The sequence below is a fragment of the Rhizobium mesosinicum genome (genome assembly GCF_019511345.1).
GTDB lineage: Bacteria > Pseudomonadota > Alphaproteobacteria > Rhizobiales > Rhizobiaceae > Rhizobium > Rhizobium mesosinicum.
Genome location: NZ_JAEUAK010000003.1, coordinates 143,215 through 160,177, shown reverse-complemented (window position 1 = coordinate 160,177; position 16,963 = coordinate 143,215). Strand labels below are relative to the sequence as shown.

Annotated in this window: 16 protein-coding genes; 9 read left to right on the top strand and 7 right to left on the bottom strand. The window is 60.3% G+C overall.

All coding sequences use genetic code 11. The features are described 5' to 3' along the window. Window positions 1-226 precede the first annotated feature (226 nt). The 5 genes from JNB85_RS08390 to JNB85_RS08370 all read right to left on the bottom strand — a co-directional run bounded on the left by JNB85_RS08390 (window position 227) and on the right by JNB85_RS08370 (window position 3,834). Complete coding sequence (locus JNB85_RS08390) at window positions 227-952, bottom strand: amino acid ABC transporter ATP-binding protein (protein WP_220333879.1); 726 nt, start codon at window positions 950-952, stop codon at window positions 227-229. Further along, a complete protein-coding gene (locus JNB85_RS08385) occupies window positions 930-1,589 on the bottom strand; it encodes an amino acid ABC transporter permease (protein WP_220333878.1) in 660 nt (219 codons plus the stop codon). Before JNB85_RS08385 ends, JNB85_RS08390 begins: the two co-directional genes overlap by 23 nt. Then, a complete protein-coding gene (locus JNB85_RS08380; RefSeq protein ID WP_220333877.1) occupies window positions 1,586-2,257 on the bottom strand; it encodes an amino acid ABC transporter permease in 672 nt (223 codons plus the stop codon). The genes JNB85_RS08385 and JNB85_RS08380 overlap by 4 nt, the downstream gene beginning before the upstream one ends. A 74-nt stretch (window positions 2,258-2,331) precedes the next feature. Beyond that, window positions 2,332-3,117, bottom strand: a complete 786-nt coding sequence (locus JNB85_RS08375) for a transporter substrate-binding domain-containing protein (RefSeq protein ID WP_220333876.1) — start codon at window positions 3,115-3,117, stop codon at window positions 2,332-2,334. A 6-nt stretch (window positions 3,118-3,123) separates the two neighbouring features. Next, a complete protein-coding gene (locus JNB85_RS08370) occupies window positions 3,124-3,834 on the bottom strand; it encodes a GntR family transcriptional regulator (RefSeq protein ID WP_220334349.1) in 711 nt (236 codons plus the stop codon). A gap of 829 nt (window positions 3,835-4,663) precedes the next feature. Here JNB85_RS08370 and JNB85_RS31090 point away from each other — a divergent pair. The 4 genes from JNB85_RS31090 (at window position 4,664) to JNB85_RS08350 (ending at window position 8,527) form a co-directional block, all read left to right on the top strand. After that, window positions 4,664-5,755 carry a helix-turn-helix transcriptional regulator gene (locus JNB85_RS31090; RefSeq protein ID WP_220333875.1) on the top strand — a complete coding sequence of 364 codons (1,092 nt, stop codon included), beginning with the start codon at window positions 4,664-4,666 and terminating at the stop codon, window positions 5,753-5,755. 473 nt (window positions 5,756-6,228) lie between these two features. Beyond that, window positions 6,229-7,275 (top strand): catalase family peroxidase, encoded by a 1,047-nt coding sequence (locus tag JNB85_RS08360; protein ID WP_220333874.1) that lies wholly within the window; start codon window positions 6,229-6,231, stop codon window positions 7,273-7,275. After that, window positions 7,275-7,814, top strand: coding sequence for a cytochrome b (locus tag JNB85_RS08355; RefSeq protein WP_220334348.1), 540 nt, complete (start codon window positions 7,275-7,277; stop codon window positions 7,812-7,814). Before JNB85_RS08360 ends, JNB85_RS08355 begins: the two co-directional genes overlap by 1 nt. Before the next feature lie 80 nt (window positions 7,815-7,894). Then, window positions 7,895-8,527, top strand: a complete 633-nt coding sequence (locus JNB85_RS08350) for a LysR substrate-binding domain-containing protein (RefSeq protein ID WP_338050322.1) — start codon at window positions 7,895-7,897, stop codon at window positions 8,525-8,527. 291 nt (window positions 8,528-8,818) lie between these two features. On the opposite strand, the gene JNB85_RS08345 is transcribed toward JNB85_RS08350, so the two are convergent. Both JNB85_RS08345 and JNB85_RS08340 read right to left on the bottom strand, forming a co-directional pair. Continuing rightward, window positions 8,819-9,202 carry a hypothetical protein gene (locus JNB85_RS08345; protein WP_220333873.1) on the bottom strand — a complete coding sequence of 128 codons (384 nt, stop codon included), beginning with the start codon at window positions 9,200-9,202 and terminating at the stop codon, window positions 8,819-8,821. 44 nt (window positions 9,203-9,246) lie between these two features. Next, window positions 9,247-9,534 (bottom strand): dehydroquinate synthase/iron-containing alcohol dehydrogenase family protein, encoded by a 288-nt coding sequence (locus JNB85_RS08340; protein ID WP_220333872.1) that lies wholly within the window; start codon window positions 9,532-9,534, stop codon window positions 9,247-9,249. 249 nt (window positions 9,535-9,783) lie between these two features. On the opposite strand from JNB85_RS08340, the gene JNB85_RS08335 reads away from it, so the two are divergent. Genes JNB85_RS08335 through JNB85_RS08315 form a run of 5 tightly spaced genes read left to right on the top strand, consistent with a single transcriptional unit; the run spans window position 9,784 to window position 16,828 of the window. Further along, entirely contained in the window at window positions 9,784-12,885 is a 3,102-nt protein-coding gene (locus tag JNB85_RS08335) for an ATP-binding protein (protein ID WP_220333871.1), read from the top strand. A 34-nt stretch (window positions 12,886-12,919) separates the two neighbouring features. After that, window positions 12,920-14,101, top strand: coding sequence for a YcaO-like family protein (locus JNB85_RS08330; protein ID WP_420852264.1), 1,182 nt, complete (start codon window positions 12,920-12,922; stop codon window positions 14,099-14,101). Between the two features lie 10 nt (window positions 14,102-14,111). Next, the gene (locus JNB85_RS08325; RefSeq protein ID WP_220333870.1) at window positions 14,112-14,867 is read left to right on the top strand and encodes a TfuA-like protein; all 756 of its coding nucleotides are present in this window, start codon (window positions 14,112-14,114) and stop codon (window positions 14,865-14,867) included. 47 nt (window positions 14,868-14,914) lie between these two features. Continuing rightward, window positions 14,915-16,099 (top strand): gluzincin family metallopeptidase, encoded by a 1,185-nt coding sequence (locus JNB85_RS08320; RefSeq protein WP_220333869.1) that lies wholly within the window; start codon window positions 14,915-14,917, stop codon window positions 16,097-16,099. A gap of 18 nt (window positions 16,100-16,117) precedes the next feature. Next, a complete protein-coding gene (locus JNB85_RS08315; protein WP_220333868.1) occupies window positions 16,118-16,828 on the top strand; it encodes a hypothetical protein in 711 nt (236 codons plus the stop codon). Window positions 16,829-16,963: the final 135 nt, after the last annotated feature.

Below are 16,963 nucleotides of genomic sequence, written 5' to 3'. Positions count from 1 at the left end.
CCCCTGACACCCATCCGGAAAGACTAAGATTCAGGGACGTCTCTTAATCGAAAAAAGAACGGATCAGAATCAAAATCGCGGAAGGAGGTTAGAAAGGACTTTTCACCAGTCTGAAGGCTGCCTCGGGCCGCCTTTCCTTCTCTGAACCCGCGCTTTCACCGAGGCCGGCGAGGCTTCTCAGCCGGTTGCTCGCACGCGCCTCACCCTTGGCTGTTCAAATAGGTCCTCAATTCAACCCAAGGAACTGCTTCAGCTCCGCGGTTTGCGGATTGGCGAAGATCTCTTCTGGGGGGCCGATCTCGTGCACCCTGCCGTGGTGCATAAAGACGACGCGAGAGCAGACGTCGCGAGCGAATTTCATCTCGTGCGTCACCATCAGCAGCGTCATGCCTTCCGATGCAAGTTCGCGTACGACCAAAAGCACTTCCGCCACGAGTTCGGGATCGAGGGCCGACGTGATCTCGTCGCACAGAAGCGCGATCGGCTCCATGGCAAGCGCGCGTGCGATCGCCACGCGCTGCTGCTGACCGCCCGAAAGCTCGTCCGGATAGGCATCGAACTTGTGCGCCAGCCCGACACGCTCCAGCATCTTGCGGGCGATGGCTTCCGCCTCCGGCTTCGGCGTCTTTTTCACCACCATCTGTGAGAGCATGACATTGCCGCCCACAGTCTGATGCGGAAAGAGATTGAACTGCTGGAAGATCATTCCGACTTTCAGCCGCAGGGCCTTGAGATGAACGTCGTCGTCCAGCAATTGCGCTCCGGCGACAGCGATCGAACCGGCCGAAATGGTCTCCAGCCCGTTGATGCAGCGAAGCAGCGTCGATTTTCCCGAACCGCTCTTGCCGATGATCGCGAGGACCTCACCCGGTTCGACATCGAGGTTGATGCCTTTCAAAACCTCGTTCGCGCCGTAGCTCTTGCGGACTTCAGTGATTTCGATGAGCGACATTAAGCTTCCTTTCGAGGATCTGGCTGCTCTTCGACAAGGGCCAGCACAGGGCGAAATAGATGAGGGCCACGAGGCCGTAGACCACGAAGGGTTGGAATGTGGCGTTCGTGACCACCGTGCCTGCCTTGGACAGTTCCACGAAACCAATGATGGAGGTGACCGCGGTGCCTTTGATCACCTGCACGATGAAGCCGACCGTCGGCGGCACGGCGACGCGCATGGCCTGAGGCAGGATGACGTAACGCATCTGCTGCAAGCGGCCCATGGCCAGGCTTGCGGAAGCCTCCCACTGGCCTTTCGCAACAGCATCTACACAGCCGCGCCAGATCTCCGTCAGGAACGCCGCCGCCCAAAATACCAGCGTCAGGCCGGCCGCCAGCCAGGCTGGGACATTGATGCCGAACAAGCCAAGGCCGAAGAAGGCGATGAAGAGCTGCATCAGCAGCGGCGTGCCCTGAAACAGCTCGACGTAATATTTCGAAAACGTTCGGAGCCATTTTTTTCGGGAAAGGCGCGCGAACAGCAGCAACAGCCCGACGATGCCTCCGCCGATAAATGAGACGAGAGAAAGCAGAACGGTCCAACGGGTTGCCAGCAGGAGATTTCTGAGGATATCCCAGGTGGTAAATTCGATCATCTCGTGCCTCCGCGCGGAAAGATGAATCCGCCCACCATCACGAGCGCCTGCCGAAGAAGGATCGCGAGCAGGAGATAAATGGTGGTGGATACCATGTAGGCTTCGAAGGCGCGGAAGGTGCGCGACTGGATGAAGTTGGCGGCAAATGTCAGATCCTCCGCAGCGATCTGCGAGACGACGGAAGATCCGAGCATGACGATGACGACCTGGGACGAAAGCGCGGGCCAGATGCGCTGCAGGGACGGCACCAGCACCACGTGCTGGAAGGTTTCGAAACGGGTCATCGCCAGGCTGGCGCCCGCCTCGAATTGCCCCTTCGGCGTCGCCTGAATGCCGGCGCGGATGATCTCGCAGCTATAGGCGCCGAGATTGACCACCATTGCGATGTTGGCTGCCGTCATTTCCGACAATTGCAGCCCCAATGACGGCAGACCGAAAAAGATGAAAAAGAGCTGGATAAGGAACGGCGTGTTGCGGATGAGCTCCACGTAGGTGGCAACCGGCGGACGCAACCACTTCGGCCCAAGCGCGCGGACCCAGGCGCAGAATATGCCGAGGGCAATGCCGAAAATTCCGCCTACCGCGATCAGCTCGAGGGTAACCAGAACACCCTTGGCGATCTGGGGGGAATAGTCGAGGAGCCATCCGAAATCGAATTTGTAATGCACCGATTACTTCCTTTCGACAGCGAAACCGCGCAACGGCTCATTCATCAGGTCGGTGCGCGGTCTCGGAAGGTTTCTCAGATATCCTTCGGCAGGTCGGTTTTCAGCCACTTCTGAGCGATGGCGTTGAGTGAGCCATCGGTCTTGGCGGTCGCGAGAATGGCGTTCAGCTTATCGAGAAGTGCCGGTTGTTCCTTGTTGAGCCCGATATAGCAGGGCGAGTTCTTGATAAGGAACTTGAGTTCCGGCCGCTTCGGCGGATTCTTGGCCAGAATGGCTGCCGCGACGACGTTGCCCGTTGCCACGACGTCGACCTGGCCGGAAAGGAAGGCGGAAATCGTGCCGTTATTGTCCTCGTAGCGCTTGATCGTCGCATCAGCCGGAGCGATCTTGGTCAGTTCCAGATCCTCGACCGCGCCGCGCGTTACGCCGACCGTCTTGCCGGACAGTTCCTCTGCTTTCGTGACTGCCACGGAGTCTGGTGCGAAGACGCCATTGAAGAAAGGCGCATAGGCGGCGGAGAAGTCGATGACCTTCTCGCGATCCGGGTTTTTACCAAGGCTTGAGATGACAAGATCGACCTTGTTCGTCTGGAGATAGGGAACGCGGTTGGCGCTGGTCACCGGCACCAGTTCCACCTTCACGCCGAGCTTGCTGCCGATCAGGTTGGCGACATCGATGTCATAGCCCTGCGGCGCCATATCGGTGCCAACGCTGCCGAAGGGCGGAAAATCCTGTGGCACGGCGATGCGGATCGTGCCGCGACCGGTAATGTCGCCCAAGGCATCGGCAAAGGCGGCAGGGGCGAAGCCAAGCGTCGCCGAGACAGCGGCAATGGCAAGAAAAGAGCGTCTGGAAAACATGCTGATTTACTCCTTTGGTTCAGAGGATAAGGGAGGCAGTGAAAGGGAATTGCGCAGGTCTGAAAGCGGGTCGGGCCTGTGGGTGAGATCGAGGCCCGTTTCGACTTCATCGAGGTGGCGGATCGCCAGTTCGGCGGCGGCGTTGAAATCTCCCTCCCGCAGCGCTTCGAAAATGCGGCAATGTCCGTTATGGGATTCCTGCGCATGAAAGTCGGACTGGTAGAGCATCGAGATGAGGATCGTTCTCGCCGTCAGATCGCGCAGCGTTTCGACAATGATTTCGTTTCCCGCGATTTCGGCGATGCGGATGTGGAAATCGCCCATCAGACAGGTCAGGCGCTGCCGGTCGCCCTTGGCGATCGCAAGTTTCTCCTCCTGCAGATGAGCGGCCAGTATCTCCAGATCCTGCTCGCTGACCGAGGAGAGATTACGCAGCAGCCCGAACTCGATGATGCGCCGGGCCTCGTAGACCTTCATCGATTCTTCTGCCGAGGGCTCCACCACGAACCAGCCGCGACGCGGGCTGACCGTCACGATGCCCCGCGTTTCGAGGCGCATCATAGCCTCGCGGATGCGGGTGCGAGACACTTCGAACAGTGTGGCTAATTGGCTTTCACCAAGCCGTGTGCCTGGGCGAATACGCGCCGACAAGATGCCGGAGACAATGGACGCTTCGATGTTGATCTGCGCTGGCTGTTGTGTATTTCCATCTTGCATACAAAGCTGACACGCAGCTTTCATGCCAGTTTGAAATCGCACGGAAGGCCGCGGTGCGAACATCTCGAATGCTTAAAAAAGCGCAGGAAATTCGCTAATTTAGTGAAAGCCGCTCAAAATATGATCATCCATTTCGGCTAAGTCCCAAAGGGTGCGGCAGCTTGCCAATCCGCCCGTTGGGATATGCACAAGGCGACGCGGCGAAAGAAGCAGTAGTATAGTGGCAGGAGGACGGAAACATACGTCGGCAAATTTGCGGAATGGTCTTGCGGCATTGCAATAGCTGACAACGCACTGCAATATAGCTGTCACAAATCTGTGCAGACAAGGTTCGGTGCGATGAGGATTTGTATCTATAAGTCGGAAGGAGCACCTGAGCTAACCCTCATGCTACGAGAAGGATTGCCCCTTCCGTTCGATACCAAGAGAGACAAGTGGACCAAAATCAAAGTGGTCACCGATGGGGAAATGAGAGCGGACCTTTTGATTGAGATTGGTGGCGCCGGGTATGCGTTAGTTCGGCTTGGCGCGAGGGGCAACCTTCGGCGCTGACTTACAAGTTGATCCAGCAAACCAACGACTTATTTGGCCTCTGGTTTTGCGTCGAGTAGGCCGCCGCCGAGGAGGCGGTGAAAGCCTTGCGCTCGTCTTCGCCATTTAAGGTCAGCCGAAAGCTGCGATCGAGCATCCAGCTCCGCCATCTTTACTTAGTTCCGAACAGTGCCGTCATCACTCAAGCTCGATCAACCGCAAAAGGGCGTTTGCAAAAGAAGGTATTGTGGGCCAAGTTGCTATATATTGGGGGAATTTTTGCTAACGGTGGGTGGCCGTGGACATCGAACTACTGGGAAAAGCTACCGATCTGCTGTTCGAGGCGTCTATTGGGATCACGCCTTGGCATGATGCTCTCGATCTTTTTGCGAGAGGGAGCGGTGCGGCTGGAGCAAACATCATGCCCATTCGCGCTCAGGTCCCCGGTTCCATCGAGTTCACCCACAATGCCAAGGATATGACGGAGTTCTATCTCCGTAACGAACTCTACAAAACCTGTGTCCGCGCCAGAGGCATTCCTGTCCTTGAACGGAGAGGAATAATGACCGATAAGGATTGCGCAACTGAAGATGAATATCGGACAGATCCTTATTATCAGGAGTTCCTGCGGCCACATGGTTTCTTTTATGGTGCTTATGTCGGCTTCGATGTGGATAACGATCTTTATGCCGTTCTTCTGAATCGGGCGATCGATGACATGCCCTTCTCCGATGAGGAGCAGGCGATCCTGCACCGCTTTCGCAATCAGATGTCGGTCGCCGGAACGGTGGCTCGCAAACTTTCGCACACCAAAATAGAAGCGATGGACGACGCTTTCGATCTATTGGATGTGGCGGGACTGTTTTTCGACAGGGCGGGAAATATTATCCGTGTCAATGCGAGAGCACAAACCATGCTCGGGCACGGTATCAATCTCAGGCAGGGGCAGATTTCGACTCCACGCAGCGGAGACGGTGCTCGTGTGAGAGCGGCCGCCTGCAGCGCCATTCAACACCCGAGCGGAAGCGTTATGGGCGATGGGCTCGTCAGGCTGGCGCGTGATGGCAAACGTGACCTTGTTTTGAAGATACACAGACTGCGCGCCAGTCTGCTGGACGTCTTCAATACAGGATGGGCGCTGGGGATCCTAGTCGATCCCGATGAAAATCAACGTCCGGATGACATGCGCCTTGCACGTGCTTTATTTGGCTTAACAGGAGCCGAGGCCAGAATTGCAGGCCTCCTTACTACGGGGAAGGAGCTGATGCACATCGCAGATATCTGCAATGTGACCTATGAGACTGCAAGGACGCATCTTCGATCTATCTTTACGAAAACAGACACTTCCAAGCAGGGGCAGTTGATTGCGCTGCTCAATAAACTCATCTGACCTGGACGATAGTCCTCATCCACCGTTTTCTTGATCGCAAGCAGCTAATAGCCCACGTGTACGATTGTTCCGGCAGACAGAACAGCACCGTAAGGGACACCGTGACAGGAGCGAGCTTGATAGTCGAGAGTCTCCTCATTGCCTCTATTCCCTAATGGTCGTGGACATTCCTGGCTTTGGTCGCGATTTGAGCGTGGGCAGATGCGCCTGATGACGACAGGGTTGCCTTTCCTCCGGACGGCCAAGGGTAAGCAGCGGAGACGTTCGTGAGGGACTTTCGGACACAGGCCGGGGCGGAAATCTGGATGGTTTGCCGAAAATGCGAGTGGTCTTGGTTTGATTGTATTGGTACGCCGGCAGAAGTCTCCGAAGTCTGACACGAGCATTTGACCTCTCAAACCAGCGATGGCATCTTGCCTGTGCGCCATCTCTACGGCCGCAATCGCGCCTCACGCCACGACGGAGACTGTTGAATGCCAAGCCCGCAGCGTTCCGCTCTAGGATCCCTCGTGTTGATAGCGACAATCGTGGGCTTCGGCGTCGGAGCGTTCGCATACACCGCAGGATGGCTCTCGCCCAATCGCCTGACGTCGACGAAAATTGTCGGCGCCTTGGCGCCTCCTGGCGGAGCCGCTCTCGGGCATCGGCGAAACCACGCCAAGGGCGTCTGCTTTACCGGCACGTTCGAAGCGAACGGAAAGGGCAGCGCGATTTCCAAGGCGTCCATCTTCGTCTCTGGTCGATACCCTGTACTCGGCCGCTTCAATCTTGCGACACCCGACCCGAACGCCGCCGATCCGACGGTTCGGGTTCGGGGCATCGGCGTACAGATCTCGGCGCCCGACGGCGACGTCTGGCGAATGGCCATGATCGATTCTCCCGTGTTTGCGGTTTCGACCCCGCAAGGCTTTTACGACCTGCTCAAGGCGTCGGCGAGCAAGGAGCCGGACGCGATGAAAGATTTCGTTGGCGCCCATCCAGAATTCGTCGCGTTCGGCGAGTGGGCTACAAAGGCCCCATGGACCGCCAGCTATGCGGAGGTAACGTTTAACAGTCTCAATGCTTTCATCTTCACGAATGTCTCTGGCGCCGAGTACGCCGTGCGCTGGTCATGGCGACCGGAGGCGCAGGCCGCGCCTATTTCGGCCGACGAGTTCGCCAAGCTCGGCGCAAATCACCTCGAAGAAGATATAACCGAACGGGTTGCGCGTTCGCCTCAGCGTTGGTCGCTCGTGTTGACAGTGGCCGATCCCTCTGATCCGACGTCGGATCCCACCAAGGCCTGGCCACCTAGCCGACCTACCATCGAGGCTGGAACTTTGATCGTCGAGAAAGTCGAGCGCGAGTCGGATGGCCCATGCCGTGACATCAACTTTGACCCGACCATCCTACCCAATGGCATCCGGGTTTCCGACGACCCGTTCCCAGCAGCCCGTTCGGCGGCCTACGCCAGATCCTATGACCTGCGGACGTCGGAAGCTGCCAACTATCCTCGAACTGGAGCGAGCGCGAAGCCATGATGAACGGTAGCGTCAAGACCCGTTTCACGACCGTCCAGCGCCTGCTGCACTGGCTGATGGCAATTGGCATCCTCGCGATGCTCTTCATGGGCGTCGGAATGGTTTCCACTATTGGACGGGAGTATGTGCCTCTCCTGGTGACGCATAAGACGCTTGGGATCGTCATACTCGTCCTTGCGTTGGTTCGCCTTATAGTTCGCTTCTTATCCGGCGCTCCGCCGTTGCCGGCAGATCTGCCTGAGCCGATGAAGCTTGCCGCGCATCTGTCTCACGTCGGCTTATACGCGCTGATGATCGCGATGCCGTTAATCGGATGGGCTATGCTGTCTGCCGCCGCCTATCCGATCGTGCTGTTTGGGGGAGTGAATCTCCCGCCGATACTGCCGCAGAGCGATACCCTGCACGCACTCCTTTGGAGCGCGCACTATTATCTTGCCTTTGCGTTCTTCGCGCTCGTGCTGACGCATCTCGCTGCAGCACTTTTCCATGGGCTCGTACGTCGCGACGGCGTCCTCGAGACGATGTTGCCGGGCAAATAGGGTTTCGTTCGTGAGAGTGTGAGTGTGAGTGTGAGTGTGAGTGTGAGGGTGAGGGTGAGGGTGAGTATTTTGCCAAAGAGCTGCGCACCAACGCCTTTCCGACAGCGGCGCGGGAAATCTTCACTTCGCTCGTCCTGCCGTTCCTGCGTGTGCACCCTCAAGTCCACATCGACATTGTCACAGAGGGTCGGCTGGTGGACATTGTCGCGGGCGGCTTCGACCTCGGCGTCCGTAACTCAGACCTTGTGCCGGCCGACATGATCGCACTCCCATTGGGGAGCGCGCGGCGCAATGTCGTGGTGGGTACACCGAGCTATTTGGAAGCGTGCGGGACGCCAAAGGTCCCCCAGGATCTTGCCGAGCATTCCTGTCTCCGCGTCCGGCTTCCCGATGGTGCGATCTACCGCTGGCCGTTCGAGAAGGATGGACAATCGGTCCATATCGACGTTGAGGGCCCCCTCACCCTCGACGAAGCGAGCCTCGCGCGCACGGCCGCCCTCGCTTCGGTCGGTCTCACCCTGGCGATGGAGTCCGATGTGCGAGACGACATTGAGGCGGGCCGCCTCGTGCGCGTGCTTGAGGATTGGACGCCAACGCACGCACCCTTGAGCCTTTACTATCCGAGCCGCCGCAACCCGACCGCCGCGTTCAAGGCCTTCGTCGACTTCGCGCGGCGGCAAAGTGGAGCCGGCGACACCCCGAGCCGTCCTTAGGTCCCGGGACCGTCAGCAACTGACGTAAATGGTTAGGCCGCAAAAGCATTTGAGCAACCAAAGGTGTTGCAAAACAAGCACGCAACTTCAGAAACGCGCGCGTACTCTTGTGCCGCACCAACTACTTAATGTTGCAGTGATGAGAGTCTGCTATGCTTTGCCTTAGTCGATGACCGGCTGCACATGAGCGCTATGTGCTTTTTCAGATATTTATTGAGATCTGATCGAAGAGCGGGCTTCCCGCTCGGGCGAAGGGCATTGCTTTCAGGAAGTTTTTGCATGGCGTTTTCGTCATTTTCCATCAGGACCCTCGCATCGGCGGTCCTTTTTTCCTCCGCCTTTTGCGCAACCTCCCTCCAAGCTCAGGAACATCGGGGCGCAATGCCGTCGATTTCGGATATCCAGCAAAAGCCAAGGGTCGCTGGTGAGCAGCAGCCGGTTCAGCCGGCGCGCGTGCAGAAGTTCGACGATTGGTACTATCGCTGCATCAATGGCAAGGCTGCTGACGGCGCTGCGACGACGCATTGCGAAGTGACGCAGATCGCCACGGTCAAACAGGGTGACCAGGACGCCAACATCCTGACGCTTGCGATCGCCAAAACGACCAGCGTACCAGTTGCGTCGAACAAGAAAAATGCCAGACAGCAGGCAAATGAACTCGTTCTGACCGCACATTTTCCTCGCCGGGCGAGGAGCGATGTCGCGCTACGCCGCTTCCCTCAGGGCTTGGGTTCCGCTCCCTCCCAGGCGCGCTGTAGCAGATCGCGCAGGGGGGCGGCTTCGATTGGACGCGGGTTCCAATACGGATTAGAAAGGGCGATCTCGCAGGCGCGGTCGAGGTCGGATTCCTTCACACCAAGGTCGCGCAGTGCTGTGGGGACGCCAAGTCTGACTGCCACCCGGTGTAGCCCAATCGGCGCATCGGACGCACCGATCGCCGCCGCGATCCGTGCCATGGCCTCGGGTGCCGCTGTTCTGTTGTAGGCAAGCGCATGGGGAAGTCGCAAAGAGTCACTGCTTGTCAGCGTCAAAAACAGATTTTCATTCTGGGAAGAGGGGTTCGACTCCCCTAGGGCGTGCCACTCTCTTTGAAATGGTTGCGTAATTTCGATGTGCGGGTATGCCCCGCCGCACGGCATTTCCTGCCCGGTAACAATCCGATCTCCTTTCAATTTTTGGCTACCGACACAGCGTGTCGGCCTGTGTTATAGTCGCTGTGTCAGGTGCAGGATTTAGCAGACACGCAAGGGGCGGCGATGGCGAGCGAAAGTCCGAACAACTCACCGAAGCACCCACGAAAATCGCGGGGCGGGGGCGCGAGGCCGGCGGAGCATGGCAGCGAGCGGCGCCTCATCACGGCGCTCTGCTACGATCTTGTCGGCTCGACAAATCTTTTCCATCAACTCGATATCGAGGACTTCCAGGAGCTGATTTCCGCCTTTCAGCAGGCGGTGCGGTCGGCGATCGTCGCGCGTTCCGGCGTGATGCGGGTCGAGGCCGGTGACGGCGGTGTTGCCCTTTTCCCGACGGAACTTGGCTCGCGCGACGCCGCGTCGCTGGCGATTCGCGCTGGCTTCGACGTTATCGAGGCCTGCCGGCGCATCGGCCGCGAGGCGCGGCGCAGCGACGTGCATGTCCGCGTCGGCATCGCCACCTCCATCGCGCTGGTCCAGGAACCGCGCGAGGAAGTCCCTTCGCAGGAGCCGGTGACGGGGGCGGCGCTCGCCATGGCGACGCGGCTGGAAGCGCTCGCGGCCCCTGACAGCATTCTCGTCTCGGAGGAAACGAAGACCCTCGCTGGACGCGCCTACGCCTTCATCTTCGAGGGCAGCCGGTCTCTAAAGGGATTTGCCGAGCCCCAAAGGGTTTGGCGCGCGCTCGAACATCGTACCGAAGTCACCCGCTTCTACGCCTTCGGACGGCTTGGCGGTTCCTTCATCGGCCGTGCCGCCGAGCTTGAGACAATTGGCCGTTGCTGGCGAGAGGTCTTGGTCGGGAAAGGCCAGATCCTGGCGATCGAAGGCGACGCCGGCATCGGGAAATCACGGCTTTTGCGGGAGATCCGCAAGCTTACCCGCAAGGAGCGATCGAGGGCCTTCCTGTTTCAGTGCGCGCCCGGCGGCGCGCGCTCCACGCTTCACCCGCTCATGCATGGCTTTCCCGGCACGGCGTCCAAGGCGGCTGGCTCCTCACGCCTGACGGCGACAACCGTCGCCGCCGCGTTCGCGCACCACGGCATAGAAGAGCCAGACGTCGCGGAACTGTTTTCGTATCTGCTCGGCGCTGCGGGCCGAAACGAGTCCCTCTCCGGTAGCGATCCCAAGGCAATCCGCGACAGGGCGCGGCGGGCGACCATCCATGCGCTGGAGACCGTCGCCGCCCGCGGCCCGCTGATCATGGCGGTCGAGGATATTCACTGGATCGATCCGACGTCGCAGGACCTCCTTGGTGAAATCGCCCGCACGGTTTCACGGCTTCCCATCCTTCTCGTCGTCACCTTGCGCCCCGGCGCCGCGATGGATTGGACCGACGGTGCCGACGTGGTGCACCTGTCGTTGAAGCCACTCAATCGCGACGAGACGAAGCAGGCGATCGAAGCGAGTTGGCCGGCACACAAGCGCAGGGCACTTCCGGAACTTCTGGAGGCGACGGAGCGGCTTTCCGGCGGCGTTCCGCTGTTCATCGAGGAGATCTGCCAGTGGATCACGGAGATCGCGCCTGCGGATGCGGCGAATATTCCTGAGGCAATCGCGCATGACGGCGAGGCCACGGTCTCTCACACGCACGCGCTTGCCTTCGAAGGGATTCTCGACGAACGGCTCGCGCGCCTCGGACCGGCGCGGGACGTGGCGCGAGCCGCGGCAATCGCCGGCGGCCGTATGACGCTGCCGCTGCTTCACGCGCTTTTGCCGGATCTCGCTAGGCGATCGCTGGCGAGTGCGGCGGATGTGCTGTGCGAAACCGGCTTTCTGACGCGTGGCCGAACCGGCGGAACCGTGGTCTACCGCTTCCGACACGCCCTGATCCAGGAAACGATCTACAAGGCACTGCTGCGCAAGCAACGGCAGGTTCTGCACCGGCGGCTGTTCAACGCCGTCAGCGACAACCGTGGGCTGGCGGAATGGATCGACACCGGCGGGCTCGCCGACCAGGCAGAACGCGCCGGGCTCACGGAGGAGGCAATTCGGCTGTTCATCGCCGCCGGCTCCGAGAGTGCCGGCCGCTCGGCGATGATCGAGGCGCGCCACCATCTGGAGCACGCGCTGGCCCTTTGCGCCGAGATGGACGAAAGCGAGGCGGTCGACGCCTTGAGGCTTTCCGCCTTCACCAGGCTCGGCCCGATCCTCACTGGCCTCGTCGGCGCCAATTCTCCCCCCGCCCGCAAACTGTACGAAGACGGCGTTGCCATCGCCCGCCGCCAGCCGAAGGAAGACCAGCCAAAGTGGTTTCCGATCTATTGGGGCTGGTGGCTGACCGGGCCTGACTTTCTCGTCATGCACGACCGCGCACTCGAAGTGCAGATGATGATGCTTGGCACCGAAGATCGCGAAATCGCCCTGCAGGTCAAGCATTGCATCTGGGCGATCGACTTCAATCTCGGCTGGCACAAGGAGACGCAGGAGGCGATCACGACGGGGCTTGCGCTCTACGACGAGCGATCGGCCGAAACCGCGCGAACGCTCTATGGCGGCCACGACGCCAAGGTCTGCGGCCTCGGACAACTCGCTCTGTCGCTCTGGCTGACGGGACAGGGCTCGGCCTCGGACACAGCACTTGCGGACATGGTCGGCCTGGTCGAGCGCATCGGCCATGTTCCGAGTACAGCCCATTCGCTCGACACCGAGGCGGTCTCGGCCTTCTACCGGGACGATTTCGAGCGGCTGGCGGATGTTTCGAGCCGGATGCAGCTCTTTGCCCAGCAACATGAGATGCAGTCGCTCGCTGGCATGTCGCTGCTTTTCGGCGGCTGGGCCAAAGCCCACAGCGACGACCTCCTCGCCGGCCATGAGATGTTCGGCGAGGGATTGGCGCTGCTCAAAGATCTCGGCGCCGTCGCCGACCTGCCGATCTATCTCTACATGCACGCGACCCTGCTCGGCCTTGCCGGCAAGTATGAGCAGGCCATCGACGTCGTCACCGACGCCATCCGGCAGGCCAAGGAAACCGGCCATGCCTACTGGCTCGCCGAACTCTACCGCTGCCGGGCCGTGCTGCGCGCTCGGGGAAACGTGAAAACCAATCTTGTCGCCGCCGAACTGCTGACCGCCGTGACCATCGCCGAAAGCCAGGGTGCGATGGCTCTGCTGCAAAGGGCGAGCCGCTCAACCCGGGAGCTGGGCGTTGTTATCGGACGCTGACACGGCCGAAGGCCTGACCCCTGCCCCGCCGGCGATCGACGGACGGATTGCCGACTTTCGCGACGAGCTTGCCGCCGGCTTGAGGCAACGGCTCGATACGCCGGCCGACCCCGGCGCCGCCGAGGCATGTTTTCGCAGGCTACTCCCTTTCAGCCGCCGGGCCGGCATCACCCGTCTCGCCGACCTGACCGGGCTCGACCGTCTCGGTCTGCCGGTGGTGCAGGCCGTCCAGCCGGCCGCGCTTTCCGAGGTGACCTCGCTTGGCCGCGGCCTCACCCTGACGGAGGCGGCGGTCGGGGCGATCATGGAGGGTCTCGAGCGTTTCTTCGCCGAGCGCATTCCCTCCTCGGACTGCTTTCTTGCGACCGCCGACGAGCTTCGGATTGACGCGGCCCTGTTCGAAAACCTGCTGCTTCCCCACGCCGGCACCGAATGGCGATCGCTGCCAATTCCCTGGACCTTGGCTGTCGATGTCGCGAGCGGAGCGCCGCAGCCGGTGCCGCTCGAACTTGTTCACACCTGCTATACTGATCCCGAGCCACAGGGCGACGGATTGTTCATCCGCACCACCACCGGCCTTGCCTGCCACCGCACGGCGCGAGATGCCTTCGCGCATGGGCTGTTCGAATGCATCGAACGCGACGCGATCGCCCGGGCGTTCACCACCCACGGCTTTTTCGATCGTCGCCGCATAGCGACATCGCACATCGGGCCGAAGGTCGAGCATATTCTTTCGGTCACCCGGACGCAGGGCATCGCTTTCGCGCTTTGGCACGCCCCGTCGCCCACCGACCTACCGGTGATCTGGTGTCAGGCGATCGAGGCCGGCGCGGCTGAGCCGACCCTGGCGTTGCCGACGGAGGGCCATTCCGCGGGCTTTACCGTCGAGACAGCCGCGGCAAGCGCGATGCTGGAGGCATTGTCGGCCCGCGCCGGGGCGATTTCCGGCGCGCGCGACGACCAGACGCGCGAACACTATCGCAAGAGCACCGATCCGCTCGTCGCGGACGCCCGCCGCCTGATCCTCGAAGCCACGGCTGCGGGCACGGCATCGTCGCCCTTCGCCCCAACATGCCTGCGCGACGTCGTCGACCGGGTTGCCGCCTGCGGGCTTGGACCTGTTTTCGCCGTACCGGTCGGAGCGGACGCCGAAGCAGGCGTGGCCTGCGTGCGAACCATTCTTGCGGGTGCGCGGCCGTTTTCAATTTTACGTTGAGGGGTTGTCGATGACGAATGCCGGCAAGGAAGGTCCAATTCTGGTATTTCTCGGCCCCACGCTGCGTCTCGACGAGGCGCAGGCGGTGCTCGACGCGATCTATCTTCAGCCCGTATCGCAGGGAGAGGTCATACTCGCCGCCCATGCCTTCCGTCCGCGTGCGATGGTGCTGATCGACGGACAGTTCGAGGACCGCCCCGCCGTCCGCCACAAGGAAATTCTCTGGGCGATGGCACAAGGCATCGTCATGATCGGCGCGGCCAGCATGGGAGCCTTGCGGGCGGCCGAGCTTGCGCCCTATGGCATGATCGGCGTCGGCCTGATCTATAGGTGGTACCGGCGCTGGCCGTTGACAGCGGAGGATGCGGTCGCCGTGCAGTCAGGGCCCGCCGAACTCGGCTATCTGCCGCTCACGGACGCACTGGTCGACCTTCAACGGACGTTCTCGACGCTCGCCCGCCGAAATATGATGACATCCGATGAGCGCGACCAGCTCATCGCCTTGGCGCGCGGGACGAACTTTCGCGATCGCTCGCTCGCAGCCCTATTGCGGGCTGGGGGATTTTCCAGTGACCGTATTTGGGCATTGCGGAAAGAAATGACCGGGCAAAAGCGCCAGGACGCCCTCCTTACGTTACGTATGGCGCCTTCCTTGACAGTAGAGCGGCAGGGCCGCGACGTTGATCGCGCCTGGGTCGCGACCAATACTTTCATGAGAGATTTGGAAGCCTCGCATATTGACATCGACTTGATCCGAAATTACTAATTAAAGCTGTGGTTGCTCAATCCTTCTTCTTCGAAAGCGATTGTGCCATGGAACCGTATCCGAACAATGTGACGGAACGCGTGAACCCACGCATCGGCACACGATTCTGGATTTTCCCCCAGCCTCCCTTCATCCCCGGCTACGAAGAGCCCGATCGCGTCTGGCTCTCGATCCTGCCCGACGAGATCCGTGACGGACCGAGCGACCAGTGGGTGTACGTGGTCGATCCGTTGATCGAAAAACAGCCCTATGGTCCTGACGATCTGCCGCCGTTCGAAGGCGAGCGGCGACCGGCGGCACGATCTGGCCCGGATCGAAACTTCGACAATATGGACCCGAAATCGCGAGCCTACCTCGGCGTCCACGTCTATGCCTGCGTACATTTCGTGCTCGACATCTGGCACAGCTATCTCGGTCATCGCATCCGCTGGTTCTTCGACCCGGCCTTTCGCCGCCTGGAAATCATTCCCCTGGTCGACTGGGACAACGCCCATGCCGGCTACGGCTATCTGGAGCTGGGAGCCTCCGATGTCGGCGGCGTGCTGCGGCCCTATGCGCTGAACTTCGACACAATCGCCCACGAGGTCGGCCATTTCATCAGCCTGTCGGAACTCGGCATACCGATGATCACGTCGCGCGAGGCCGATTTCTTCCCGTTTTCCGAAGCCTTTTCCGACTGCGTGTCGCTGATTTCGCTGCTGCATTTCGATTCCGCCGTCGACCGGCTGCTACGTCGGACACAGGGCAATCTCCTACTTTCCAACGAGCTCAACCGCTTCGCCGAGACCAGTCCCGAGACGCAAATCCGTCTCGCCACCAATTTCCGCCGCATGTCGGAAACCACCCGCGAGCCGCACGACCGCTCGCTCCCCTTCCTCGGCGCGATCTTCGACAGCATCGTGGAAATCTATCATCGGCAATTGGTCAGGGACGGCTTTGCCGACAGGCGCCTTTTGAACGTCGATCTGCGTGACTTGACGATGAGCGAGTTCGACGAGTTCCGCTCGCTGACCGAACGGTCGTTTCGCGTCCGGCCGCTCTATTTCAAGCTGGCGCTCGAGACCGCGCGTGACCAGGTCGGCAGTGCACTCGCCGCGTCGCTGCGTACACTTGATCCCAACACCATGACTCTCGAGCAAGCAGCACGGGCCGTCATCCAAGCTGCCAGCCGTGGCGGCGCCGATGCGCTCGAAGCGAATTTTGTGTGGCGTGAAATCATCGGTCCGAGATGAACTCTAGGAGGGCAAACAATGAGCGACTGTTGCGGTCCCTATCCGGGCGTGGGGGAGGAGCCGAAAGGCCTACAGGTTCCTGACTACAGTACCTACAACCCGGGAGAAGTGAAACTGTATGGCCGGCCTGCCACTCTTCTATCCGCAATCAACGACAACTTGCTAAAGGAGAAAATTTATGCCGCGATGAACTCGAACGAAACAATAAACAACCTGAATCCGGAAGCAAAAAAAGAAGTCGGTGGAATAATCGACGACCTAATAAGAGAGATTGAGAGAAAAACCGGCGAGGACGTCATCCTTTCCCTCTTGAACGGAAGAATAACATTCACCGCACTTGGTGACGACGGAATTTATGCGCTGCCAATTACTATCGGTGGTCAGGCGCTCCACAAGCAAGTTCGGCAATGCATGAAAAGCATCGGCGTCATCTACGGATACGCCTATGAAGGCCATTGCTACCGATTGCCAAAGCCGCAAATCATGTTCTTGCCGGAAGAGGCTCGCACCATCGTGCAGGGCGATTGCGGATGCGACTGCGGATACGAGCCCAGGCTCGGTTATGCCGTATGGCAAATCGACAAGCTCGATGTCGTCGTGGCGCTCGACATCCGTGCCGACGACGTCAAGACGCTCGTCCTCGACGCCAATCTCCCGGGCAACCGTTCGCCGCTTGCCTATGCGCAGACACAGGCGCTGGCTCCGCAACGTGGGCCAATGGGCGGATAGGGCCGGGAAACGGACGCCAAATCGGGTGGCTGCAACCACCGGCCGCCGCCCAGAGGGCCTCGGGCGAAAGGGCAGAAGAGGAATATCTCAGGCTGTCGCCAGTATTGTCTGCGTGCTGGCATTTATCTGCCGGTG